Raw genomic sequence first — 22074 nt, 5'->3', positions numbered from 1 at the left:
TAAGCGTTCATTCTACAGCGTTCTATCCAGCCCGAATATCGCACGATAGCATAGCCTCTCATTCTTTGAGGAGGCTTAACCATGACCAAAACCTACACCCCGCGTCGCAGCGCTGAACAATGGCAATCACTGATTGATCAGTGGCAAGCCAGCGGCCAGTCCGCCAAACAATTTTGCGAAGAGCGAGCACTGGGCTACGCCAGCTTCTGCCAGTGGCGAAAGCGGCTCAGCCAAGCGGATGAGAAAATAGCGCCGGGTGAAGCTTCTTCCCCGCAAGCATCGTTTATCGATCTGGCGTCACTTGGAGCATCTGAGTCTGGCGGTTGGCACATTGTCTTAAGCCTCGGCGGCGGAGTCGAGCTGACGCTGAGCCAAAGCTGATGTTCGTCCCTAGCCAACAAGCTCGCATCTGGTTGCGCACCGAACCCACGGACATGCGCAAATCTTATAATGGCTTGAGCGCTTTGGTGAAAAACCAATTGGAACAAGACCCGTTAAGTGGCCATTACTTCGTGTTCGTCAATCGGCGCAAGACGATGATGAAAGTTCTCTACTTCGAGTCTTCTGGGTACTGCGTGTGGAGCAAACGTCTCGAGCAGGGACAGTTCCAGGTGCGAGCTTCACCCACGGGACAGCGCAGTCTTAGTTGGACTGACTTGCAGTTGTTGCTTGAAGGCATCGAAGTGCAAAAACTGCGGCGGTTCAAGCGTTATCGGCATGCGGCTTGAGGCCTTGGCTGGTATAATCCCCGGCATGAAAAGCGCCACACCATCGACTCAATCTCTGGCTGATAAATGCCAAAGTCTCGAAGCGGAAAACGCGTCTTTGCGCAACCGCGTGCGCTGGTTCGAGAAACAGCTGTTCGGTCAGAAGTCGGAAAAACGTCCCGTCGAGAACCCTTACCAGGGCGGCCTGGATCTGGGCGATAGCGCCGAGCCCGTACAGCCCGAAGGTGAAAAGCAAACCGTTATCTATCAGCGCGGCACCGCCAAGAAACAACGCCCTGACGACTGCGTAAATGATAACGGGCTGCGCTTCAATGATGACGTCCCAGTAGAAATTATCGACATCCAGCCCCCTGAGTTGTCCGGCTCCGAGGCGGATCAATACGAAGTGATCGCCACCAAAACCGTGTATCGTCTGGCCCAGCGTCCGGCCAGCTACGTGGTACTGCAATACAACCGCCCAGTACTCAAGCACAAAAACCAGCAAAAGCCCGAAGCCTGCCCGGCGCCGGATAATGTGCTCGAGCGCAGCATCGCCGATGTCAGCCTTCTGGCGGGGCTGCTGGTGGATAAGTTCCAGTACCACCTGCCGCTGTACCGTCAACATCAGCGCATCCAGAGCGCCGGTATTACGCTCAGTCGCGCCACCCTGACCAACCTCACTAAACGCGCCATTGAACTGCTTCGGCCCATCGTCCAGGCACAGCTTGATAATGTGCTGCGCAGCAAGGTGCTGGCGATGGATGAGACGCCGATCAAAGCGGGCAAATCCCGGAAAGGTAAGATGAAACAGGCTTGGTTCTGGCCCCTGTACGGAGACCAGCACGAGGTGGTGTTCACCTACTCGGCCAGCCGAGGGCGCTTGCATATCGGAAACACATTAAAACGCGAGTTTGAGGGCACGTTGCTCAGTGACGGCTATGCTGCTTATGCACGCTACGCCGAGCAGTGCCAGGGCGTGACTCACGCCCAGTGTTGGGCGCATACCCGGCGCCAATTTATCGAAGCCGAGAACGATGAGCCGCAAGCCGCTGCACAAGCGATCGGCCTGATCCGACAGCTCTACCGGCTTGAAACTGAAGCGGCGGAAAAAAACCTTAAAGACGATACGCTGCGCGAGCACCGACTGAATCACAGCAAGCCGATAGTCGACGAGCTTTATCAGTGGTGTCATGAGCAGCTGCTACGCACCACCCTGCTACCGAAGCAACCGTTCACCCAAGCACTGAATTACCTCTTGAATCGTGAACAGGCGCTGCGGGTGTTCCTTGAAGATCCGGCGGTACCACTCGATACCAATCACCTGGAAAGAGCACTTCGCCCGATCCCGATGGGACGCAATTATCCTCGGCTCTCAGTTATGGAAGGGTGTGGTCTTTGAGTGCTCTGAAAGATGGTCAGGATAGATGCTGATTTGCTCGGCAGTTGATGCACTTAGCAGCATCTACCCTGTGTTGCTTGAATGTTGGTGGTCCCTATAAATCCTGCATAATTAGAGACTCTGTAAAAACGCCAACACGCTGTCCGATGGCTGGTACCGCGGCAATGCCTGGGAAGGCGCCTGGATGCTTTTCAATGCCCGATCCTTCATCGCCAGATCTGCTTCGACATATTTGTGAGTGGTCTCCGGGCTTTCATGCCCGAGCCATAGCGCAATGACGGTGATATCAACACCGGCTTGCAACATATGCATGGCAATGGAATGTCGAATCAGATGCGGAAATACTCGTCGTTTGGCCAGTTCGGGATATTGCGCAGCGACTGCTCTGACCGCAAGCTTCAAGCGTTCAGTCACACCTATGCGCGTCAGAGTGGTGCCTGATCGACTTGGAAACAGCGGTTGATCAGGCTGGCGAGGATAGGCTCTTAACCAGCGTTTAAGCTGCGCGGCCGTCTCAGGCCACAAGGGTGTCGACCGTTCCTTGCGTCCTTTGCCGCGAATACGCACGGAAGCGCTGGGGCCAAGCACCAGATCTTCTAGCCGCATTCCGATCAGTTCGGAGACGCGAGCGCCGGTATTGTAAAGTGTTGCTAACATCACCCGATCCCGCTGTCCCGTCCAGGTATTGCGATCCGGTGCGTCAAGAATCGCTGCCATGTGTTCACGCGAAAGGAACCCAATCAGTTGCTGTTCAAAACGCTTCATGGGGATGGCGAGCACGGACTGCGCGGTGGCAAGGGCCGAAGGCTCCTGAAAGGACACGTACTCCATGAACGACCGGATCGCCGCAAATCGTGCGTTACGGCTGCGAACCGAGTTGTGGCGCTCCTCTTCGAGGTAGTGAAGGAAATCCAGAACGAGCGTGGCGTTCAGATCGTCCATCGTAAGTTCGCTGGGATGTTTTCCAAGACGCCGATGGGCAAATGTCAGCAGCAACCGAAAGGTATCTCGATAGGCTGATACGGTATTCGGACTGGCCTGGCGCTGCTGCATCAAGCGCTGCACAAAAAACTGCTGTAGCAAGCACGGAAAAGTTACCGGCACCGAGGTACTCATAAGCCACCTCCTTGAAATTGTTCCAGGCGTTGAGCTGCCCGGGCCAGCAACTCGGGCGTTGCGGTGAGATACCAGTAAGTGTCGGTGATCTTGGCATGACCGAGGTAGGTAGATAGCGCCAGGATATGGCAGTCGATGTCGAGGCCCTGCGCATACCAGCGCTCAAGGTTACGGCAGGCAAAGGTGTGGCGAAGATCATAAATACGCGGTGCCGGGTGACCGCCTCGGGAGCGCCAATGCAACCATTGTCGCAATAGTTTGAATGCATATTCCAGGCCCTGCGTGGTCGCGGGTCGGCCGTAGTCAAAGAGGAAGAAAGCCTCGGTAGTAGCCGCAAAAGGATCTCGATCTCGTTGCTGTACGTAGCGCTGCAAAGCCTGTGTCGTGGTGGAGTGCAGCGGTACCCAACGTGACTTGCCGAACTTGGTGTTCTGGATATGCAGCAAACTGCGATCGAGATCGACATCTGGGCGTTGCAAGCCGGTGGCCTCCGATGTCCGCAGTCCCGTCGAAGCAATCAGTCCAAAGAGCGTGGCGCAACAGATCCCCCGCAAGCCGCCGGGCGGGTGTAGATCGGCACAGGCCACGAGCAGCGCACGGATCTCGGCGTCAGTAAAAACATGTGGCGTCAGACGACGGTGAGCGGGTCCAAAGCGCCCACGGGGCGGAATCTCAGTGGCCGGATCGAACTGTTGGCAATAGCGGGCGAAGGGGCGCAAGAGTTCCATTCGGCGGGCAGCGGTGAGCGGACCTGGTCGGCCTGAGGCGCAAGCCCACTGTTCAGCCAGCTGCATGGTCAGAGCTCCCCCAGGCGAGATATGATCAGCGAACCGCGCGAACCGCGCCAGTTGTTCGCCCTCGATCTTTAATGCAAAGCCGGCCTGTCGGCGGTAATCCAGATAGGCGTCGACCCGAGCGGTAAATGTCACAGGAGTGCTCATGACAACCTCCCCGGCCACGGTAGAGCCACCTGAGCCAACGCCTCAAGATCGACTTTGGCATAGATTGTGGTGGTATCCAGACTGCGATGGCGCAGCAGGTCGGCAATCTCCTTGAACCGGGCGCCGCCCTGCACCAGTCGACCGGCCAGGGTATGCCGCAGAATGTGAGTCCCGCGAATACAGTGTTCGAGTCCACAGCGCTTCGCCGCATAACGAATGGCGTTGCGCACGATATCCGGATCAGCTGCCGCATTGAGGGGTGGCCGGTGCCGAACGAACAGCTCTCGGCGCGTGGTTTTCGGTCGACCATCCAGCAAGTACTCGGCGATAGCATGCCCAGTGACATCGGGCAGAGGCAACACATCGGTGCGTTTGCCCTTACTGCGAATGATCAGTGTTCCGGTCCGCCAATCCACATCGTCCAAGCACAGACGAGCCACTTCTGTTCGACGCAAGCCCAGATCGAGCAGGCAACGCGCGATTGCGTAATCGCGCTTGCCAGTGGCCTGGTAGCGATCGAAGGCACCGAGTAGCTGATCTATCTCTGCGTTGGACAGAACCTGCGGCAGTCCAGCCAGCCGCCACTGCGCGATCCGAGGCAGAGCGGCGATCAACGCGGAGGTCTGCTCGCCCTGACTGGCCCGGAACGCGAAGTAACAGCGCAACGAAGTGGTGGCGGTAAGTATCGACGCCGGAGCCCAGTCCGCCGTGTAATGGGCGATAAAACGGATTACATCCGACAGTCCGAGCCGCTTAAGGTGCACCGGCCCGGAGCTAAAACAGTAGATGAGAAAATCGCGCAAATGACGTAACCGGACTGAACGCGTGGTTGGTGCCAGTCCTCGTACCTCAGTAAGATGGCGGTCGAAATCCTCAAGTTCTGTTGCGATAGGAGCGGAAACCGGGGAACTATCCGCCTGGATACCATGCCCCTTAGCACAGAGCATCGCAAACAGATGCCCAAGCGCAGCGTGCATCTCGCGAGGTGCGCGTCGGCACCGGACGGCACATCGACAAACCGGCAGGTGCTCATCCATAAAGCGGTTAACCAGCGCTTCATCGATATCGCCAAGACCGACTTGTTGCGTCCTGCACCAATGGGCGAAATGCGCGACGCTGCTGAAATATCCCTGGATCGTACCAACCGCGTAACCGCGCTCGATTAGGAACTGAACATAAGCATCTTCATTATTACTGAGCGGCGAATCGGCAAACCACTGATGCGCCAGTGCATACAACGAATGAGTAGACTCAAACATGGTGGCTCTCCTTCCTGATGAGGGGGAGCTAAAACAACACCACCAGTAATTATGGAAGGCAAATCATCACTGCCAATGGCACGAGGCAGCGGTAAGAAAGCGATCTTGAAGGGACTATCTCAGAAACTTTCCATAACTGAGGGTTGAGGATAATTGCGGTTATGGAAGTGTTTCCATAACCGCAAGAACTGGCTGTTCAGCCACACACCGAGCGGTGCCCAGGCCAGCGCGGCAATCTACAGCCTGATCGAGACGGCCAGGGCCAACGGCCTCTCGCCCTACGAGTACCTGCAGTTCGTGTTCGAGACCCTGCCAACCCTCGGTGAGCATGACGACCTCGGCACGCTGCTGCCCTGGTGCTGGAAAGACACTCTACCGGTCTAACTCAGGCCGCAACAGGTGGGGTTGGTGGAGCGCTTACCCAGAAAGACCCCGACACCTTCGCCGTGGTGGTGCTCGACAATGCCAGCATGCATCGCTCCAAGGCCTTCAGGCGGAAAATACTCGAGTGGATGTCGCATCGTGTTCATCTGGTCTACTTATCGGCTTACTCGCCGGAGCTGAATCTGATTGAGATTCTGTGGCGGCAGATGAAGTATGCATGGCTGCCGCTGAGTGCGTATCTTTCGTTTGATAACCTCTGTGATGAGGTACACCGGCTACTCGATGGCTATGGCACTGAGTGCGCGATTAATTTTGAATAGGCACTTAGACACGCTCTTTCGCATCCAGAGCCTCAGGACAATGCATCAGACTGTGAGTAATAAGCTCAAACAATGCCCCGCTGATTAGATCAGATTCGTGAGCATCTGTGATGCCTACCGAGATGGAGGCCTCCGGATCCAGCAAGGCACTAACGGCATGAAACGCACGAAATCCACTGACCACTTCGTAATGTCTCGATACCTTTTGCACCGAAACGGGATGGTAGGCAAGTAAGGTATCGGCTAATTCAGCATCCAGCCATGACGACACGGGCAATTGATTGGCAATATTAATACTGACCCGCTCAATCTCAGCGAGCACACCGGAAGGGGATTTGATCTTCGATAGTGGCAAACTTGTCACAACATTCCTCAGTGATAGCCTCTTTCGAAGCGCTCTTTTTTATACCTTGCTTTCGAGATTCTCTGTCAGCACATCTTTATCCTTCTTCAAACTATTGAGCTGATCTAGATTGATCCTAGCCTAAGCCCGCAGTAGCAGCAGGGGCGGCGGCGAGTATATTTATTTCTGGGCTAAAAGGACATCAGCAGCAACCTTACGGCCATTTTTGATGTAAATTTCGATTTTAATTTTGTGACAAAATTAAGTGAGCTCAATTGACTTTAAACCACCAAATTAGCAATCTGCGAAATAGATAAAAACCTTTACTCATAGATATTTAGGACAAATAATAACAAACAAGGCAACATAATGGAATCAAAGTTAATCCGGCTCATAACCCGAAGGTCATCGGTTCAAATCCGGTCCCCGCTACCAAACATAGAAAAAGCCGATTCTTTCGAGGATCGGCTTTTTTGTGTGCATGCCCCGTCCTGAAGAAGTAGTGCACCGGGGCTTTGCTAGCTGAATTTTTTAAGGCCAAGGATAGCTAGGCATGTCGATGCCTTCGCTTTCGAACCGTTGAGTAATAGCTCGACGCAACGCGACGACATCATCGACATGTTGGCTTCGTAGATGCCTCACCTCCTCCTCGGTGAAATACGTCACATTTTCACCCCCCCATTTGTCTACCACATAGTTCATCAAGTCTGCCAGCTCAGCACTTGGCAAGCTGGTGCTGGCGACGCCGGGGACATGCATCATGTACAGCCTGCCCGCGTCGTCATTGAAAAACTTGTCGATGAAGCCGGGAAAAGGAGGGATACCCGCATGCTCGACCCCCGTACCATCCCGGCGGTGGCACCCTGAACAGTGCAATAAGTAGCTCGCTTCCGGTGATCTTCCCTCTTTTTGATTTTGCGCTCCCGTTGGCTGCCACGGCTGAGTTGGCTGATGGTCGACCGCCCATGATCCCCCCGCTGGACTCATCGCAGTCGTTAAAACGATCGCTAGCGTACAAACAGGTTTACTGATCATCTCCTCCCCCAGAGTTGCGCAGCGCTCGCAACGAGCCATGATTCATCGACTCGCTTTGTAATGCGATGACGTCGCTTTCGGAAGGAGTTACTGACACACCGTTCACGTCAGAGAGAACATAACCGGCAATACTCGCAAGGTCGTTTGGGTCGAGGTGGCGCATGGGTGGCATGACCATGCCCTGATAGACTTGGCCATCGACTTCGAGCTTTCCACTCATGCCATTGGTGGCAACACCAACGAGATAGCGGAGGGCATCGTCGTCTAGAGCGCCCCATAGAGCAGGATTCTTCAATGGCGGGGCCAACCCTGGTATGCCCACCGCGCCGACACCGTGGCAACTGCTGCAGTTTTGCTGAAACAGGTCATCTCCATCTGCTAGCCCTAGAGGACTAGCAGTGAGCAAGAGACACGTTACCAATGCAGATGGGCCCCGTGCACTAAGCATCTGCCAGACCCACGACGACCGATACCGTGCAGTGATACCCCTTGTTCGTATTGGCCATGCACCAGTTGATGTCATTATGCAGGCCCATTCGATACCCAGGACGCTCGCCTTCACTGCGGAAACAGAATGTCGCGCTGGGCACTGAAGCACGGCCACAGCAGTCGTTGTAGGAGACCAGGTAATCCTTGCCGTCGTTGGGATTGCGGCACGTCCCCACCCAGGCGACCTGTGATGCTTCGGAACCAGGGGGGCAACTCGTTAATGAACCGCCCGATGTAGAGCAGAGATTACCGTCTAGTGCACAGTGCTTCCAATAAGCACAGTCGTTCTCATCCGTGACAATGTCACTCGCCATCGCGGCTCCACCCAACGAGCGGTCAAATGGCAAAATAGGCGCCATCATCGCACCTGCAAACAGTGTGCTCGCTTTTGCCAAGAATGAGCGCCGACCATGCTGCCGTGCGACATTCCGCACGCCTTTTTCAGAGTTCTTGTCAATAATGTTAAGAAGAGCATCTAGTAAGTTAGCCATTATTATCTCTCAAAAATTAGTGTTGGGCTTCTTTGCTAGCCAGATCTTGTATAGATGCATAGCCAGTTTCGAGTGCATTAAAGAGACTTTCCAACTGCTCTCTTGTGTTAACAAGTCCTTTTGCTCTTACCACGCCCTCATCGTCTAAAAGAACGGCAAAGGGAAGCCTCGATACTCTATAAGTCACGCCTAACTGCTCTGAAATCACATAAGGAAACCTCCCTAGCTTCGCGCTTTCGATAAACTCATAGTGATTTTTTTCGTCACCATCACTTGCCAGCACGACCGAGAGCCAGTTGGCTTCACTCTTGTCAATAGAACTCAGTACTGGCAGCAGTTTTTTACAAATCGGACAGGTAGGCGAGAGAAAAAAAATCAGCGTGTGACGTGAGGAGGGACTACCCACTTGCACTTGCCCCCCCGTCAGGCTAGACAGATTAAAAGCAGGTGACACTTCGCCTATTTTTGGTCCGCTATCATTAATCATTGCCCCCACAGGAGAGACTCGCTCATATAGAATTCCGATCTGTCGGGCCAATACGAAAAAGCCAAAAATCAAACCCAGGACCAGTAGGCTTAGCAGTGAAACGACGAACGTTAAGAGGGTCATAAGCTACTCTCACATCTCAAAATTGACGAAGACTGGATAACAATCGATTGTTTTCTATGACTTGTCCCGCAAGATTGTAGGTCAGCCACAAAACGGCTCCCGCCAACAGCGCAACGGTCAACTCCATCTTACTGGGCTCACCAGCGTCGAAAATGGCAGGCAGTAAAGCGAGTAATGCCAATGTCAGGTTGCGCAGCACTAACAGCCACGACACGGGCTGAGCACGGCCACCACAGCCACAATCGATCAACTGGCGACCACGCAGGAGATTGATCCCCATGGCGGCGGCGTAGACAAGTAGCAACACGCCACCCGACAACGATGCCAACACCGCTGTGGCAGGAAAAACCAAGAGCACTACAAGTAGCGCTTCTAGGGCAATGAGCGTGCGCGACACCCCCTCCTCCAGAAAACCGGGCACTAATCGATAGTTGGCAACTAGGCCGAGAAAACGTCCGTAGTCGTTAACTTTGTGCCATACTGACTGGGCTAAGATGAGTGCTAATAGCACTAAATAGGTCAGCGCCCCCAATTCAGAGAAATCCATGAGCGTCTATTTCCCCGCAATCGCATAAACGGTCCAGTCACCGACACCTTCTAAGCTAGCCGCGGGCGATAACGTAAAACCGGCATCTACATCCACGTCATAGCGAGTCAGTGTGCTCTCTTCGTCCAGACCAAATAGGATGGGAGCGTCACCCTCAGTTACCGAGATCGATGACAGTTCGTGGACAGGGGTTCGGCTAAGAACATCACCACTGCTTAGATCCACCGCCCAGACTTCCTCGGCCGCATTCTTATGGCTTCCGTTATAAGCATCTGAGTGCATAGTCACGAACAGCACGCCGTTCGCTTCATTGTAAGCCGCCACATCAACGCCGCCGGGTGCCCAGTCCCCATCTACGCCATCCGTGATCGAAAAAGTGTTCGTCAGTGACACCGCGTCACCGCTATCGGAAAGCCGATAAACGTTACCGAAGAAAGAGACAAACACCAGCTCGTCATCCGCCCGCTTGCCCACTATGAAAAGGGGGTCAGACACGGCATCGAAGATCTGTTCGCTGTGCTGTGGTGAGCCAAACTGGCCATCGCTACCTAAAGAGAAAGATTGAAAACGCCCGTCACCGCACACGGTGGAAAACTGCACCGAATCACTGGCAGGGAACACGCCGAAGCAACCAGGATTAGGCACCTCTTGAACGAACTCCCCCGACTGCAGATCTACGATCGAAACGGAGGTCGCGGGTGTCGCATTCTGCACGAACGCATAGCGATCATCGTAGGAGAGCGCGAGGATGGCATTCGAAGGCGCCACTTGAGCGGCGATGTCGGGAATGATGATTTCACGCTGTAAACTCAGCGTATCGACATCAAACTCTTGAAGTACGACTTCCGTTGGGCCATAAGAAATTCGCTTGGCATAGGCCGACATGCTAAAGAGCGTTTTCGCGTCATGACTCAACGCCATCTGCCCCACGATGCCAAAACTCAAGTTCCCCTTAACCGTCAAGTCATCCTGAGAAATGACGTTTGCACGACTGGCCCCACTCCAGAGCTGGTCCAAAACGAACACATTGGGCCCAGGAGCTATATGCTCCATCACCGTCAACTCTTCTGGGACAAAATCGTCGCTTGCATTCGCCAAGCCACCTAGCGTTATACCACCCAATGCCATCAGAGTAAGTCTTGACCAAATCATTAATCATCTCCGGAGAATTTAGACTGCTTATTAATTTTTAATCAATTCACCCGAAGCAAAAACCGCGCCAACCCCTCCCAAAAGTCCTAAAAAAAACAGCTTTTAAATTAAAAAACCATTTAATATTCGAACACTTAGATTGCATGCTAACAATAAGGCTTGCCACCCATATCACCCGCCCAACCATCGCCCGTCCAGCAGAACCAACGCAGCATCGCCCACGAAAGCGCATAACATAAAAAAGCTGCTACTTTTCAGTGCAGTTTTGCCTGGCAAAGACCGCCAGCGCCATACACAGCCGCGAGCAATAGACGTTCTGCCCCACGCTAAGGTCTTTGTGACTAAACGTCGCTTAGCACTTTTGGCCTGTGCATGCGTTCATACGCTGGGCACCGCATATACAGAGAAAGACCCGACATGGAGCCGGGGTCCGTCGCTCCATCAGGGCACATGGCCGCCCTTGAGTTTTATTCCTCTCTTTTCCTTGAATCCTCTTGAGCATGCCTGCATATCATGAGGTAACCTTTTTCACGCGATGCAGAGTTTACCCATGTCGATTATCGATCCACGCACCGGCAACCCTTTGACGGCCGACCCCGCGACCAGCCAGAGTGCTGCTGCACAGGGCGAGCGCCCCTCCGTTACTCGCGAAGAGGTCATCATCGAACTGAACGCGGGCAATATTCAGCAGGTGCTGGAAGCGTCCATGCAGGTACCGGTACTCCTGGATTGCTGGGCACCCTGGTGCGAGCCGTGCAAAAACCTGATGCCGGTGCTCGAGAAGCTGGCCGTCGAGTATGCCGGGGCGTTTCTGCTGGCCACGCTGGACGTGGAAGCCAACCCGGAAATTGCCAGCCAGCTTGGCGTGCGCTCGGTGCCAGACGTGAAGCTGGTGAGCCAGGGTGGCCTGGTGGATAGCTTCCAGGGGGCGTTGCCAGAGAAAGAAGTCCGCGAGTGGCTCAATCGCTACTTCCCTGCTCCCGGTGATGCACCGCTCAGCCCCGAAGAGCAGGCAGAGGAAGCCTTGGGGGCTGGCGACGCCGCTGGCGCACGGGAGATCTACCAAACGCTGATGGGCCAATATCCCGAGCACTACGCGTATCAGGTGGGGTTGGCCAAAGCGCTGGTCGCCGAAGGCCGCGGTGAAGAGGCGCGCAGTGTGTTGGACAATTTGCCCCCCGAAGAGCGCGATGCCGCGCCCGCGCGCGGCGTGCGCGCCAGCATCGAGTTCAGCGAACAGGCGCTACCTGCCGAAGAGATCGCTGCACTGGGCGAGCGCACGGATAGCGAAGCTCAATACCAGCGGGCGCTGCGCCAGGTGGCCGATGGCCAGTACGACGCAGGCCTGGAAGCCCTGCTGGCGCTGATGAAGCAGGACCGCGCCTATAACGACGACGCGGCCCGCAAAACGCTACTGCAGGTATTCGATGCGCTGGGAGCCGACCACCCGTTGACGGTCACCTACCGCCGCAAGCTGTTCGCCCTGCTTTATTGATGCTGTACAACCAGCACAGCGCATCACGCGTTTAGCAGCGTATCCATCCGCGATAACGCCGCTTCCAGCTGGGAAGCGGTGGTTCCAAAATTGAGCCGTACGAACCCCGGGCAGCCAAACGCGGCACCGTCCGACAACGCGACGCCTGCCTGCTCCAACAGCACCTGAGCGGGAGACGCCCCCAGACCCGCCTTACGCATATCCAGCCACGCCAGATAGGTGGACTCTGGCGCGCTCAGCGAGACACCGGGCCACGTGGCCACGCGTGCTTCCAGCGTTGCCCGATGGCTGCGTAGCACCTTCAGCAACGCCTGCCGCCACGGCTCCCCGTCACGGTAGGCAGCCTCGGCAGCCACCAGTCCCAGTACATTGCCATCGGGCAAGAACCCTTTGGTGGCCGTGGCAAAGCGCCCTCTCAGTTCGGCATCGGCGATGACGGCACAGGCGCTGGTCAACCCGGCCAGGTTGAAGGTTTTGGACGGTGCCCACAGCGTGATGGTGCGCTTGGCCAGGGTGGGAAACATGGCCGCCAACGGGCGATGCTTGTCGCCCTCTCCCAATAGCAGGTCACAGTGCAGTTCATCCGAGACCACCCACAGGTCATGGCGCTCCACCAACGCTGCCAGGGCTGTCAGTTCCTCTGTGGACCAGACGCGCCCCGTTGGGTTGTGGGGATGGCACCATAGCAGCAGCCGCGTTTGTGGGGTAATGGCCGCTTCCAGCGCGGCAATATCCAGCGTCCAGGGCTCGCCAGGGGCGGCGGGCTCGGCTAACATCGCCTGCTGCGCCACGCGCCCTGTACGGGCAGCCACCGCCATGAAGGGGGGATAGATCGGGGCGACCGTCAAGATACCTTCGCCTGGCTGGGTCAGCGCCATGGCGGCAAAGTGCAGCGCCGGCACCACGCCTGGCAGCCACTGCTGCCAGCTCGGCTCAATCGTCCAGCCATAGTGCTGGGCGCTCCATTGGCAGAGAGTATCGGGCAAACTGGCGGGCACTTCGCCGTACCCGTAGACGCCATGATCGACCCGTGCCCGCAGCGCGTCTATCACGGCAGGGGGCGAGCGAAAGTCCATGTCGGCCACCCACAGCGGCAACACGTCGGCACCAAAGCGGTGCCATTTTTGGGATGCATAACCTCCAGCAGGGGCGCGTCGCTCAACAGGCGTGGCAAAATCGAATGCCATGATCGGTCTCACTTATGTTTACGAGGTAGTCACGCAGCATGCCGCAAGATGACTTTTATACCAAGGTGCGCAGGGGGCTCCCGGCGCTGCTGCGTCAGTGGCTGTCGCTAGGCAGAGCCGATGGAGACCAGTTGGCGCTGATTCTGGCGGAAACGGCTCGCGTCGCGAAGTTGGGCACGCCGGAATCGACCCCCAATGGCGCGACACTCCGACAGTGGAGCGTAGAGAAGAGCGCTGAAATACCGCTCTGGGCGCCTCGTACGGCGGTGTTTCTGCTCAACCAGATGCCTGCCCGCCCTGCGCCGCAAAGCGAAGAAGAGGCGTGCGCCTGGGCCTACTGCTGGCTGCGCAACCGTGACTTCGTGTCGCTGAACGATGCCCACGCCGCACTGCCCGAGCATCTCAAGGCACCGCTCGAGCAAGCGCTGGAGGCGGCCTGGCAAGACCAGCAGGGGCTGCGCCTGGTTTAGGCTCTGGCTGAAAACGGGCTCAGCGGCGCTTGCGCACCGGCGATTTGGGCTTGAAACCAGCAGGTTTGGTAGCCAGCCACGTCACACCACTAATAAATCACATAATAAAGCAAGGAAATCGCCGCATGATAGAAGTTCCGCTCACCTGGCAACTGGCCAAACTGGGGTTGTCAGTCAGCATGGTATTGGGGCTGGGGGCGGTCGCCGTTCGCGCCAGCCCACGCGTGGCTGGACTGCTCTCGGGCTACCCGCTGGGCACGGCACTGGCGCTGTTTTTCATTGGCCTGGAAATCTCTACGGACTTTGCCAGCGCAAGCGCCGTCCATACCCTGGCAGGCTTTACCGCCACCATGGCCCTTGGAGCTGGTTATATCGTGGCGGGTCGCCGCCCCGGCATGCCGGGCGTACTCGGCGGTGTACTGGGTGGTTTCGTTGCCTGGCTGGCCGTCAGCACGCTGTTGGCACAGTTCAGCTTTACGCGTGTCACCGGGACACTGGTCACGCTGTGCGCCATCGTGCTGTTCAGCTGGCTATTTCGTGCGGTGCCCGATGTCAAAAGCTCGGGCGGAAAGGCATTTTCCTGGTCAGCATTATTGGCACGCGCCACGCTGGCCACCGTCATCATCTTCACCATCACCCGGATCGCCCACTGGGTTCCACCGGAGTGGGCGGGGACTCTGGCCGCGTTTCCTGTCACCATGCTGCCCTTTTTACTCATCCTGCACTTGAACCACGGCCATGCGCCCGTGGCCACGGTCATCAAGCACTACCCCATGGGCCTGGGCTCACTGCTGTGCTATGCGCTATGCGTTTCCTATACCTACGACACGCTGGGACTTTTCTGGGGCACACTGGCCGGGTTTGCCGTGGCGACGCTCTGGCTGCTGGGCTGGATGCAGCTCACCGCCTGGTATCATCGACGCCGCGCTTGACCAAGCGCTCGCTTGGGTGAATGCTGACAAGGTATTTTGACACCTCCATAACAAGGATAAAGCGATGTTTACACGTATCATCGAGCCAGCCTTTTACGATACTGACGCTCTGGGCCATATCAACAATACCCGCCTGCCCGCCTGGTTCGAGCTGGCGCGTAATGATCTTTTCAAGCTCTTCACCCCTGATTTGAATCCACGCCAGTGGCGCCTGATCATGGCCCGAATGGAGATCGATTATCGCGCTGAGCTGTTTTATGGCCACGATATCGAAATACGTACCTACCTGACTCGGCTGGGCAACAGCTCCTTCACCGTGACCCAGGAAGCACGCCAACGCGAAACGTTGACGAACCTGGGACACACGGTCATGGTGCATTATGACCATCATGCCAAGCGTGCCGTCCCCCTCGAAGGAGAGCTGCGTCGGGCACTTTCCACCCATTTAGTCGCCGAGCCCGCAACAGCCTGATCCGCTTGGGCCACCCAGGGCGGGGCATCAGGAGTCCTTATGGCTATCCGCTACAATCTCTGGATCGATCCCGACAATACGGCGCAGCACCGCGCCGTCGAGGCCGACCTGGAGCGCTATTTCATGGAGCGTTTTGCCGATTACCCGCACATCCGCTTGTTTGGCGCAGACCCCTACGATTATGATGCCCCGTTCAATCGGCTCTATGATGTGCTGATGGCCCGTGCGGCGGAGTACTGTGAAGAGAAATGGCGCTACGTGGCGTCACCGGAACAGCTGAACCGCTGCTTTTTCAGAGCCGTAGGCCGTTCGACCAAATTCGTCCAAGACGACCAACAGTGAGACCCCTCAGCAATGGTTATTCGTACCGACCAAGCACCCGACGAACGCCAATTGGCGATTATCACCCAGCAGCTCGGGCGTGCCCCACGCGGTATCGAAGCCGTTGCAGCCACCGATGCGCATGGCACCCCTCTCGTGCTGCGCATGGCCCCCATCGTTGACGACAAACCGTTTCCTACCCTGTACTGGCTCTGCTCGGATCTGCTCAAGATCGAGATCTCGCGTATCGAGGCCGTGGGCGTCATCAAGTCGCTGGAGCAGCGCCTGCAGGAGGAACCCGAGTTTCTCGCCGCCTATCGACACAGCCATGAGGATTACGTGGCGGCACGCTGGCATTTCATGAGCGAGGCCCAGCGGGAAGCAGTCGCACGGCTAGGCTATACCGATGTGCTCACCGAGCGTGGCGTTGGCGGCATCAGCAACTGGCAGCAGGTACGCTGCCTGCACACGCAGTATGCACACCACTTGTGCGGCCACAATGTGATCGGCCAATGGATGGATGAGCATTACGACGTGCAACGCTGCGTGGCTTGATACGGCAGCAAAATATCGCCCCTACCCGTTTACGATAAGGACTCGTCACCATGTCACGGATATGTGTCTACCTCGGTTCACGCGAGGGCAGCAGCCCCGCCTTTCGTCACGCTGCGAATACGCTGGGAAGCGCACTGGCACAGCGCGGCCACACCCTGGTATATGGTGGCGCACGGGTTGGTCTGATGGGGGAGCTGGCCAATGCTGCCCTGGCTGCGGGCGGTGACGTCATCGGCGTCATGCCGGACCACCTGGTGGAGCGCGAACAGGCGCACTTCGGGCTGACCGAATTGATTCGCGTCCCCAACATGCACGAACGCAAGGCGACCATGGCGGCCAACGCCGATGCATTCATCGCCCTGCCCGGCGGCATTGGCACGTTTGAAGAGCTGTTCGAGATATGGACGTGGGGCTATCTGGGTCTCCATGACAAGCCCATGGGCCTGCTGGACACCGACGGTTTCTATGCCCCGCTACTGACCTTCCTGGATGGCACCGTTGGCCACGGATTCATGGCCCAGGCAACGCGGGACATGCTGCTGGACGCGCCCACGCCTGCTCACTTGCTGGACATGCTGGAAGCGCAGCTCCGCTAGTCAGGACGCGCGAACCAGCTGGGCGAGGGTGCGCTGATACGTCAGTTGCAACAGGCGCGCATCCTCGCCTGCCCGATGGCGATGGATACTGCGTTCGGCCACGATGGCTTCCTTGGTGGCACTCCAGATCGCCTGCTGCTCTTCGCTCATCAGAATGCGTAGCGCCTCCAGACGAAACCGAGGCAGCATGCCCGCATGATGGAACAGCAGCGACAGCCAGGTATTGTCGTAGCCCCAGCTATCGCTGTATGCCTTGCCAAGCCCGCGCAGCTCGTCGTTGAGCCAGTGGGCCACCTGGCGCACCGGGTAGCCCTCCTTGATCAAGCGATCACGGGAAATACCATGCAGCAGTTCGGCCTTCGGATCCCAGTGGGTCCACTCTTCGAGGGGCTGAATCAGAAACGCGCAGCAGCTGCCGTCGGCACGCGCGATGCCAACCTCGATCGGGTAGCTGCCACGTCCAAATCCGGACGCTTCAATATCCAGCACTGTTGGTAGCGTCTCGGACACTGCATTCCTCATCAGTCTATCGTCGGGCAAACGACCGGCTGCAAGCGCACTCACGCCGCAGCCCTGCGCCCTGCCAGTAAAGGCTGTTCAGCCAGGCGCAGCCAGTAGGCTGCCTGAGCCTGGTCCACCACCAGCCCTAGCTCACCTCGGCTGTAAGCACGTGCCAAACGCTGTGCCGCCAGATAATGCCCTGCTTGAGCCGCTCGTGCATACCAGGTCACCGCGTAATCCTCGCGCCGCGGATACTGCACGCAGCCATGCTCGTAGATATACGCAAGCTGATACTGTGACTTTACATCACCCGCCTGGGCCGCTTCCAATACATAGCGGGCTCCGCGCGCTTTATCCTGAGGCGACACGCTACGATGAAACAGCATGTGCCCGTACAGCGACTGGGCATCAGGATGCCCCGCTTCCGCACAACGCTTGAAAAGACGCATCGTCAGTCGCTGGGTACGCGGTGAGCGCGGCAACAGCCAGCGCGTGTGAAACAGCTGCTCGGCCAGACGAAACTCCAGCCGAGTCAACAGCGATGATACTTGCGGCATGGCGAACCACCCTGCCTCTTTTACCAGGGAAAACTTCGGCTAGCGCCGTTCAGGAGCCGCTAACCACGCGATAAACCGGCGCTGGGCCGATCAATGGGCTGGCAAGCATACGCTTGCCTTGGCGCCGACTCAACCCTATTGATTTGCTGCTTTTGTAGCGCCTCGTTAACATGGCTGCCACTGGTCGAAAATGGCACCCTTCGGCGCCATGCCGCCCGAGCACATTTCGTCTCAATAAGGAGAGAGTCATGCAAACGCGCCCCTTGGGTAGAACGGGAATCGATGTCAGTCGCCTATGTTTAGGTACCATGACCTTTGGTGAGCAAAACAGCGAAACCGAAGCTCACGAACAGCTGGATCGAGCCGTTGCGTTTGGCATCAACTTCATCGACACAGCGGAAATGTATCCGGTTCCCCCCAAGGCGGAGACGCAGGGTCTCACCGAACGCTATATTGGCACCTGGCTGAAGGCCCGCGGCGCCCGTGATGACGTGATCATCGCCACCAAGGCAGCCGGCCCGGGCCTGGATCATATTCGCGGCGGGCCCAAGATGAGCCGGGAGCACCTTCATCAGGCCATCGACACCAGTCTCGAGCGGCTCCAGACCGACTACGTGGATCTTTATCAACTGCACTGGCCCGAGCGCAGCACCAACTTCTTTGGCAAGTTGGGTTATGTGCACGATGCCCAGGAAGAGACCACCTCTCTCGAAGAAACCCTGTCGGCACTGAAGGAACTCGTCGATGCAGGCAAAATTCGCGCCGTAGGTCTCTCCAACGAGACCCCCTGGGGCGTCATGCGCATGCTGCATCTTTCGGAGCAGTTGGGCCTGCCCCGGGTGGCCTCCATTCAGAACCCCTATAACCTGTTGAACCGCTCCTTCGAGGTGGGTCTGGCAGAAATCGCTCATCGTGAAGATGTCGGGCTGCTGGCCTATTCTCCACTGGGTTTTGGCGTTCTATCAGGCAAATACCTCAACGGCGCCCAGCCTCCCAAGGGCCGCCTGACGCTGTATGAGCGTTTCAAGCGCTACACCTCGCCAGAAGCGGAAGCAGCGACACAGGCTTACGTGGACCTGGCCCGAGAGCACGACCTGGACCCCGCGCAGATGGCGCTGGCCTTCGTCAACTCGCGCAGCTTCTTGACCAGCAACATCATCGGCGCGACGACCATGGACCAGCTGGAAAGCAACCTCGCCAGCGAAGGGCTCAAACTGGACGAAGACGTGCTCACGGCCATCGATGACATTCATCGCCGCATGCCGAACCACTGCCCCTGATGCCCCTGCGCCCGATAGCCCTGCCGCTATCACCCCGATAGCCTTGGCACACCCCAAGGCTTGATATAATAGCTGCACGATTTCTCGTCACTGCCCGCACGTTAGCGTAGGGCAGTGGCTTATCCTTGGTCACGGCAAAAGGAGCCCGCCATGCTGAGCGTCATTTCCCCGGCCAAAACGCTGGATTTCGAAACGCCCTCCACTACCGACCAGGTGACACAGCCTGATTTTCTGGAGCATGGCCAGCCGCTGATCGATATCTTGCGTGGTTATTCACCTCAACAGCTGAGCGATTTGATGGGCATTAGCGACAAGCTGGCCGGGCTCAATGCCGCGCGCTTTGCCGAATGGCAGCCCCCCTTCTCCCTCGACAACGCCAAGCCCGCCGTTCAGGCATTTCAAGGAGACGTGTATACCGGCCTGCAGGCCGAGACCTTCAGCGAGGCAGACAACCGCTTTGCGCAGCAGCATCTGCGTATCCTCTCGGGTCTCTACGGCTTGCTGCGCCCGCTGGATCTCATTCAGGCCTACCGTCTGGAAATGGGCACCAAACTGCCCAACGATGCTGGCAAGGACCTTTATGCCTACTGGAAGCCTGTGGTGACTCCCGCGCTCGACCAGGCAATGGAAGAAAGTGGTTCCAGGGTACTGGTCAACCTGGCCTCGAACGAATACTTCAAGGCCATCGACACTCGGAAGCTGGATGCACGCATCATTACGCCAGTGTTCAAGGACGAAAAAAACGGTACGTTCAAGATCATCAGCTTCTATGCCAAGAAAGCCCGTGGCTTGATGAGCGCGTGGATCATCCAGCAACAGATCAACGACCCCGATGCCCTGACATCGTTCGATGTGGCAGGTTATCGCTTCGACTCGGCCGCATCGGAAGGTGATACGCTGGTCTTTACCCGCAAGGAAGCCGACCGCGACCGCTAGAAAAAGGTTACCGGCCATGGTGAGCGCGGTTTGAGGAAGCGCTGGTGCACCTCCTTGAAAAGCGGGGTGTCACAGCGGTGCAGCCACTCATATGCCACCATGTCGGCGCTGACGGCCACCGCGCCTGCCGCACAGGCACGCGCCCTGGCCAGCTGCGCCTCTTCGCGGCGGCGACTGGCCGTTGCTTCGCTCAGCCAGAACACCTCGTAGCCCGCCTCCCGCAGGCCCAGCACACTTTGCAGTACGCAAATATGGGCTTCCGTGCCACAAACGATGATCTGATGCCGCCCCAGCGCTTTGAGGGCCTGTGCAAAGTCAGGCTCTTCCATGACGCTGAAATGCGTTTTTTGCCATCGTTCATGTGTGCCCACAGCCTTTACCAGCCCCGCCTCCGTACCGCCTAAACGCTCCGGGTACTGTTCAGTCAGCCAGCGTGGCACCTGCAGCATCTCGGCCACCCCAGCCAGCCAGGCCGCTTCGCGAATGGCCAGTTCGCCGCCCTCGATGACGGGCAGTAATCCGGCCTGGAAATCGATCAGCAGCAGCAGACTATCTGTCTTATGAATACGCACTTTTTCACCTTACTTTTGTCTTTATAGTGTGTGTCAGCATAACCCAGACAGGACGTTACACGGTACACTGGCCCTCGTTTATGGATTGGGAGCTGGGTTCCCGGCGCCTTCCGTTTTCTGCATCCTGAAGGGAGAAACCTCAATGTTACGACAGTTTTTTGTCATGCTGCTGGTCAGCGTGATGGGTATGAGTGCCGCTATCGAGTATGCCGAAGCGCGCCGCATGGGCGGTGGTGGCAACGTGGGCAGTATGTCTCGCTCGGCGGACCGCCCCGCCAGCACGCCTGCCCAACAACAGGCCCAGCCTGCCCAGCAGGGTCAGGCAGGCGCTGCTGCAGCTCGCCGTGGCGGCATGGGTGGCATGATGGGCGGCCTGCTGGCCGGTGGCTTGCTGGCAGCGCTGTTCTTTGGCGGCGCCTTCGACGAGCTGCGCATGATGGACCTGCTGGTCATGGTGGGTGTCGCAGCGCTCGCCGTCTTCGCGTTCCGCGCCTTCATGCGCCAACGTCGTCCTGCCACGCAAGCGGGTTATCAGCGCGAACAGCATGGTGACGCTGCCCCCGCGGCTCCCACCAGCTTCTCTTCGTCGGCAGCTCCCGGCAGTTTAGCCAGCGGTCTGCAAAGCACGCCTGCCTGGTTCGACAAAGAGCGCTTTCTCGGCGGCGCCAAGGAGCACTTCATGACGCTGCAGCGCGCCTGGGACAATAACGACTTCAGCCAGATTCAGGAGTACGTGACCCCCGAGCTCTACAACCTGCTGCGCGAAGAGCGCGCACAGGAGCCTGCCAACAACCGCACGGAGGTCGTGCGCCTGTTCGCCGAGCTTGGCGATATCAATGAGTACGACGGCGTTGCCGAAGCCACGGTCATCTTCCATGGCCTACTGGAAGAGAACGGCGAACAGACCGAGTTCAACGAAACCTGGCACCTCACACGCGCCATGCGTGACCAGGCTCCCTGGTACCTGCAAGGCATCGAACAGAACCCGGGTGCCTGATACGCGGGTCATTGACCGCTGCAACGCAAAACAGCCGCTGATTCAGCGGCTGTTTTTTATGCTTGACCCGTCAGGTTCGGATAGCGGGTGATGCATTGCTTGGTTTTTCAGATTTAGTTTTTCAAATTTAGTTTTCGGCAGACTCTTCGATGCTCTCGCCCATCTCTTCCAGGCTTTCACCGGCGCTTTCGATGCTGTTATCAATGCTTTCGCCAGCCTCCTCGGCGGGGCCCTGATTATCACAGGCCGCCAGACCACCTACCATCAGCGCAATGAAAAGCGCAGTCGCCAGCTTCTTGATGATCGTCGTATTCATGTGGTTCTCCTCCTGAGCCATTACTCCAAATCATTCAATTACATACTAAAAGAGCACAGGGTTGTACACCAGATGTGAAGAGTAAGGAGTTGTT

At 57.3% G+C, this 22074-nt stretch carries 28 protein-coding genes and 2 pseudogenes; 15 read left to right on the top strand and 15 right to left on the bottom strand.

Going from position 1 to position 22074, the window contains the following annotated elements:
- The first annotated feature begins 81 nt into the window (after window positions 1-81).
- From tnpA to tnpC, 3 genes are read left to right on the top strand one after another with little or no spacing between them, the layout of a single operon-like run.
- The gene (gene tnpA / locus B7L72_RS08905) at window positions 82-381 is read left to right on the top strand and encodes an IS66 family insertion sequence element accessory protein TnpA (protein ID WP_081193859.1); all 300 of its coding nucleotides are present in this window, start codon (window positions 82-84) and stop codon (window positions 379-381) included.
- Window positions 381-728 carry an IS66 family insertion sequence element accessory protein TnpB gene (gene tnpB / locus B7L72_RS08900; RefSeq protein ID WP_081193857.1) on the top strand — a complete coding sequence of 116 codons (348 nt, stop codon included), beginning with the start codon at window positions 381-383 and terminating at the stop codon, window positions 726-728. The genes tnpA and tnpB overlap by 1 nt, the downstream gene beginning before the upstream one ends.
- 25 nt (window positions 729-753) lie before the next feature.
- Entirely contained in the window at window positions 754-2106 is a 1353-nt protein-coding gene (tnpC, locus tag B7L72_RS08895) for an IS66 family transposase (RefSeq protein ID WP_176212862.1), read from the top strand.
- A 111-nt stretch (window positions 2107-2217) separates the two neighbouring features.
- On the opposite strand, the gene B7L72_RS08890 is transcribed toward tnpC, so the two are convergent.
- From B7L72_RS08890 to B7L72_RS08880, 3 genes are read right to left on the bottom strand one after another with little or no spacing between them, the layout of a single operon-like run.
- Complete coding sequence (locus tag B7L72_RS08890; RefSeq protein WP_081193853.1) at window positions 2218-3222, bottom strand: site-specific integrase; 1005 nt, start codon at window positions 3220-3222, stop codon at window positions 2218-2220.
- Window positions 3219-4163 carry a tyrosine-type recombinase/integrase gene (locus B7L72_RS08885; RefSeq protein ID WP_081194004.1) on the bottom strand — a complete coding sequence of 315 codons (945 nt, stop codon included), beginning with the start codon at window positions 4161-4163 and terminating at the stop codon, window positions 3219-3221. The genes B7L72_RS08890 and B7L72_RS08885 overlap by 4 nt, the downstream gene beginning before the upstream one ends.
- Window positions 4160-5422, bottom strand: coding sequence for a site-specific integrase (locus B7L72_RS08880; RefSeq protein WP_081193851.1), 1263 nt, complete (start codon window positions 5420-5422; stop codon window positions 4160-4162). The genes B7L72_RS08885 and B7L72_RS08880 overlap by 4 nt, the downstream gene beginning before the upstream one ends.
- A 180-nt stretch (window positions 5423-5602) precedes the next feature.
- Here B7L72_RS08880 and B7L72_RS08875 point away from each other — a divergent pair.
- A pseudogene (locus B7L72_RS08875) lies at window positions 5603-5806 on the top strand (transposase domain-containing protein); the annotation flags it as partial.
- 32 nt (window positions 5807-5838) lie between these two features.
- Window positions 5839-6126 (top strand): annotated as a pseudogene (locus B7L72_RS08870) (transposase); the annotation flags it as partial.
- A gap of 4 nt (window positions 6127-6130) precedes the next feature.
- Here the strand turns inward: B7L72_RS08870 and B7L72_RS08865 are convergent.
- The 7 genes from B7L72_RS08865 to B7L72_RS08830 all read right to left on the bottom strand — a co-directional run bounded on the left by B7L72_RS08865 (window position 6131) and on the right by B7L72_RS08830 (window position 10793).
- Window positions 6131-6490, bottom strand: coding sequence for a hypothetical protein (locus B7L72_RS08865; protein ID WP_081193849.1), 360 nt, complete (start codon window positions 6488-6490; stop codon window positions 6131-6133).
- A gap of 510 nt (window positions 6491-7000) precedes the next feature.
- Window positions 7001-7504: a cytochrome c gene (locus tag B7L72_RS08855; protein ID WP_139788487.1), complete on the bottom strand. Its 504-nt coding sequence runs from the start codon at window positions 7502-7504 to the stop codon at window positions 7001-7003.
- On the bottom strand, window positions 7494-7952 hold the full coding sequence (locus B7L72_RS08850) for a c-type cytochrome (protein ID WP_254893785.1): 459 nt from the start codon (window positions 7950-7952) through the stop codon (window positions 7494-7496). Before B7L72_RS08850 ends, B7L72_RS08855 begins: the two co-directional genes overlap by 11 nt.
- A complete protein-coding gene (locus tag B7L72_RS08845; protein WP_081193843.1) occupies window positions 7945-8484 on the bottom strand; it encodes a methylamine dehydrogenase light chain in 540 nt (179 codons plus the stop codon). Before B7L72_RS08845 ends, B7L72_RS08850 begins: the two co-directional genes overlap by 8 nt.
- 16 nt (window positions 8485-8500) lie before the next feature.
- Window positions 8501-9094 carry a methylamine dehydrogenase accessory protein MauD gene (mauD, locus tag B7L72_RS08840; protein ID WP_081193841.1) on the bottom strand — a complete coding sequence of 198 codons (594 nt, stop codon included), beginning with the start codon at window positions 9092-9094 and terminating at the stop codon, window positions 8501-8503.
- A gap of 16 nt (window positions 9095-9110) precedes the next feature.
- Window positions 9111-9641 (bottom strand): MauE/DoxX family redox-associated membrane protein, encoded by a 531-nt coding sequence (locus B7L72_RS08835; protein ID WP_081193839.1) that lies wholly within the window; start codon window positions 9639-9641, stop codon window positions 9111-9113.
- Window positions 9642-9647: 6 nt separating this feature from the next.
- Complete coding sequence (locus tag B7L72_RS08830; protein ID WP_081193837.1) at window positions 9648-10793, bottom strand: amine dehydrogenase large subunit; 1146 nt, start codon at window positions 10791-10793, stop codon at window positions 9648-9650.
- Between the two features lie 550 nt (window positions 10794-11343).
- On the opposite strand from B7L72_RS08830, the gene B7L72_RS08825 reads away from it, so the two are divergent.
- Window positions 11344-12288, top strand: a complete 945-nt coding sequence (locus B7L72_RS08825) for a tetratricopeptide repeat protein (RefSeq protein WP_081193835.1) — start codon at window positions 11344-11346, stop codon at window positions 12286-12288.
- Between the two features lie 23 nt (window positions 12289-12311).
- Here B7L72_RS08825 and B7L72_RS08820 read toward each other — a convergent pair whose 3' ends face one another.
- Complete coding sequence (locus tag B7L72_RS08820; protein WP_081193833.1) at window positions 12312-13475, bottom strand: MalY/PatB family protein; 1164 nt, start codon at window positions 13473-13475, stop codon at window positions 12312-12314.
- A gap of 38 nt (window positions 13476-13513) precedes the next feature.
- Between B7L72_RS08820 and B7L72_RS08815 the strand changes: the two genes are divergently transcribed.
- From B7L72_RS08815 to B7L72_RS08790, 6 genes are all read left to right on the top strand, one after another.
- Window positions 13514-13945, top strand: coding sequence for a hypothetical protein (locus tag B7L72_RS08815; RefSeq protein WP_081193831.1), 432 nt, complete (start codon window positions 13514-13516; stop codon window positions 13943-13945).
- Between the two features lie 125 nt (window positions 13946-14070).
- On the top strand, window positions 14071-14877 hold the full coding sequence (locus tag B7L72_RS08810) for a hypothetical protein (RefSeq protein ID WP_081193829.1): 807 nt from the start codon (window positions 14071-14073) through the stop codon (window positions 14875-14877).
- A 64-nt stretch (window positions 14878-14941) separates the two neighbouring features.
- Window positions 14942-15349 carry an acyl-CoA thioesterase gene (locus tag B7L72_RS08805; RefSeq protein WP_039183441.1) on the top strand — a complete coding sequence of 136 codons (408 nt, stop codon included), beginning with the start codon at window positions 14942-14944 and terminating at the stop codon, window positions 15347-15349.
- A gap of 39 nt (window positions 15350-15388) precedes the next feature.
- The gene (locus B7L72_RS08800) at window positions 15389-15691 is read left to right on the top strand and encodes a hypothetical protein (RefSeq protein WP_081193827.1); all 303 of its coding nucleotides are present in this window, start codon (window positions 15389-15391) and stop codon (window positions 15689-15691) included.
- Window positions 15692-15703: 12 nt separating this feature from the next.
- Window positions 15704-16225, top strand: a complete 522-nt coding sequence (locus B7L72_RS08795; protein ID WP_081193825.1) for a DUF501 domain-containing protein — start codon at window positions 15704-15706, stop codon at window positions 16223-16225.
- Between the two features lie 50 nt (window positions 16226-16275).
- Window positions 16276-16821, top strand: a complete 546-nt coding sequence (locus tag B7L72_RS08790; RefSeq protein WP_039183446.1) for an LOG family protein — start codon at window positions 16276-16278, stop codon at window positions 16819-16821.
- Here B7L72_RS08790 and B7L72_RS08785 read toward each other — a convergent pair whose 3' ends face one another.
- Together B7L72_RS08785 and B7L72_RS08780 are read right to left on the bottom strand one after the other, a co-directional pair.
- Window positions 16822-17331 (bottom strand): hypothetical protein, encoded by a 510-nt coding sequence (locus B7L72_RS08785; protein WP_039183447.1) that lies wholly within the window; start codon window positions 17329-17331, stop codon window positions 16822-16824.
- A 50-nt stretch (window positions 17332-17381) separates the two neighbouring features.
- Window positions 17382-17879 (bottom strand): tetratricopeptide repeat protein, encoded by a 498-nt coding sequence (locus B7L72_RS08780; protein ID WP_081193823.1) that lies wholly within the window; start codon window positions 17877-17879, stop codon window positions 17382-17384.
- Between the two features lie 248 nt (window positions 17880-18127).
- On the opposite strand from B7L72_RS08780, the gene B7L72_RS08775 reads away from it, so the two are divergent.
- Together B7L72_RS08775 and yaaA are read left to right on the top strand one after the other, a co-directional pair.
- Window positions 18128-19159 (top strand): NADP(H)-dependent aldo-keto reductase, encoded by a 1032-nt coding sequence (locus B7L72_RS08775; RefSeq protein WP_081193821.1) that lies wholly within the window; start codon window positions 18128-18130, stop codon window positions 19157-19159.
- A gap of 150 nt (window positions 19160-19309) precedes the next feature.
- On the top strand, window positions 19310-20095 hold the full coding sequence (gene yaaA, locus B7L72_RS08770; protein ID WP_081193819.1) for a peroxide stress protein YaaA: 786 nt from the start codon (window positions 19310-19312) through the stop codon (window positions 20093-20095).
- Here yaaA and B7L72_RS08765 read toward each other — a convergent pair.
- Window positions 20092-20667: an isochorismatase family protein gene (locus tag B7L72_RS08765; protein WP_081193817.1), complete on the bottom strand. Its 576-nt coding sequence runs from the start codon at window positions 20665-20667 to the stop codon at window positions 20092-20094. The two genes, yaaA and B7L72_RS08765, sit on opposite strands and share 4 nt — an antisense overlap.
- A 142-nt stretch (window positions 20668-20809) precedes the next feature.
- On the opposite strand from B7L72_RS08765, the gene B7L72_RS08760 reads away from it, so the two are divergent.
- The gene (locus B7L72_RS08760) at window positions 20810-21664 is read left to right on the top strand and encodes a Tim44 domain-containing protein (protein WP_081138795.1); all 855 of its coding nucleotides are present in this window, start codon (window positions 20810-20812) and stop codon (window positions 21662-21664) included.
- Window positions 21665-21791: 127 nt separating this feature from the next.
- Here the strand turns inward: B7L72_RS08760 and B7L72_RS08755 are convergent, their stop codons facing one another.
- Entirely contained in the window at window positions 21792-21980 is a 189-nt protein-coding gene (locus B7L72_RS08755; RefSeq protein ID WP_016915953.1) for a hypothetical protein, read from the bottom strand.
- Between the last annotated feature and the right edge of the window lie 94 nt (window positions 21981-22074).

It is taken from the genome of Halomonas sp. BC1 (assembly GCF_002078135.1).
Lineage (GTDB): Bacteria > Pseudomonadota > Gammaproteobacteria > Pseudomonadales > Halomonadaceae > Vreelandella > Vreelandella stevensii.
This window is presented reverse-complemented; position numbering and strand designations above follow the sequence as displayed.

Bases quoted from the DNA above. Each gene is read 5' to 3' on its own strand.
- B7L72_RS08795 (WP_081193825.1), top strand. From the start codon at position 15,704: ATGGTTATTCGTACCGACCAAGCACCCGACGAACGCCAATTGGCGATT.
- B7L72_RS08820 (WP_081193833.1), bottom strand. From the start codon at position 13,475: ATGGCATTCGATTTTGCCACGCCTGTTGAGCGACGCGCCCCTGCTGGA.
- B7L72_RS08775 (WP_081193821.1), top strand. From the start codon at position 18,128: ATGCAAACGCGCCCCTTGGGTAGAACGGGAATCGATGTCAGTCGCCTA.
- mauD (WP_081193841.1), bottom strand. From the start codon at position 9,094: ATGACCCTCTTAACGTTCGTCGTTTCACTGCTAAGCCTACTGGTCCTG.
- B7L72_RS08815 (WP_081193831.1), top strand. From the start codon at position 13,514: ATGCCGCAAGATGACTTTTATACCAAGGTGCGCAGGGGGCTCCCGGCG.
- B7L72_RS08850 (WP_254893785.1), bottom strand. From the start codon at position 7,952: ATGCTTAGTGCACGGGGCCCATCTGCATTGGTAACGTGTCTCTTGCTC.
- tnpB (WP_081193857.1), top strand. From the start codon at position 381: ATGTTCGTCCCTAGCCAACAAGCTCGCATCTGGTTGCGCACCGAACCC.
- B7L72_RS08825 (WP_081193835.1), top strand. From the start codon at position 11,344: ATGTCGATTATCGATCCACGCACCGGCAACCCTTTGACGGCCGACCCC.
- B7L72_RS08835 (WP_081193839.1), bottom strand. From the start codon at position 9,641: ATGGATTTCTCTGAATTGGGGGCGCTGACCTATTTAGTGCTATTAGCA.
- B7L72_RS08855 (WP_139788487.1), bottom strand. From the start codon at position 7,504: ATGATCAGTAAACCTGTTTGTACGCTAGCGATCGTTTTAACGACTGCG.
- B7L72_RS08890 (WP_081193853.1), bottom strand. From the start codon at position 3,222: ATGAGTACCTCGGTGCCGGTAACTTTTCCGTGCTTGCTACAGCAGTTT.
- B7L72_RS08830 (WP_081193837.1), bottom strand. From the start codon at position 10,793: ATGATTTGGTCAAGACTTACTCTGATGGCATTGGGTGGTATAACGCTA.
- B7L72_RS08885 (WP_081194004.1), bottom strand. From the start codon at position 4,163: ATGAGCACTCCTGTGACATTTACCGCTCGGGTCGACGCCTATCTGGAT.
- B7L72_RS08845 (WP_081193843.1), bottom strand. From the start codon at position 8,484: ATGGCTAACTTACTAGATGCTCTTCTTAACATTATTGACAAGAACTCT.
- B7L72_RS08780 (WP_081193823.1), bottom strand. From the start codon at position 17,879: ATGCCGCAAGTATCATCGCTGTTGACTCGGCTGGAGTTTCGTCTGGCC.
- tnpA (WP_081193859.1), top strand. From the start codon at position 82: ATGACCAAAACCTACACCCCGCGTCGCAGCGCTGAACAATGGCAATCA.
- B7L72_RS08800 (WP_081193827.1), top strand. From the start codon at position 15,389: ATGGCTATCCGCTACAATCTCTGGATCGATCCCGACAATACGGCGCAG.
- B7L72_RS08805 (WP_039183441.1), top strand. From the start codon at position 14,942: ATGTTTACACGTATCATCGAGCCAGCCTTTTACGATACTGACGCTCTG.
- B7L72_RS08810 (WP_081193829.1), top strand. From the start codon at position 14,071: ATGATAGAAGTTCCGCTCACCTGGCAACTGGCCAAACTGGGGTTGTCA.
- B7L72_RS08755 (WP_016915953.1), bottom strand. From the start codon at position 21,980: ATGAATACGACGATCATCAAGAAGCTGGCGACTGCGCTTTTCATTGCG.
- B7L72_RS08880 (WP_081193851.1), bottom strand. From the start codon at position 5,422: ATGTTTGAGTCTACTCATTCGTTGTATGCACTGGCGCATCAGTGGTTT.
- tnpC (WP_176212862.1), top strand. From the start codon at position 754: ATGAAAAGCGCCACACCATCGACTCAATCTCTGGCTGATAAATGCCAA.
- B7L72_RS08760 (WP_081138795.1), top strand. From the start codon at position 20,810: ATGTTACGACAGTTTTTTGTCATGCTGCTGGTCAGCGTGATGGGTATG.
- yaaA (WP_081193819.1), top strand. From the start codon at position 19,310: ATGCTGAGCGTCATTTCCCCGGCCAAAACGCTGGATTTCGAAACGCCC.
- B7L72_RS08790 (WP_039183446.1), top strand. From the start codon at position 16,276: ATGTCACGGATATGTGTCTACCTCGGTTCACGCGAGGGCAGCAGCCCC.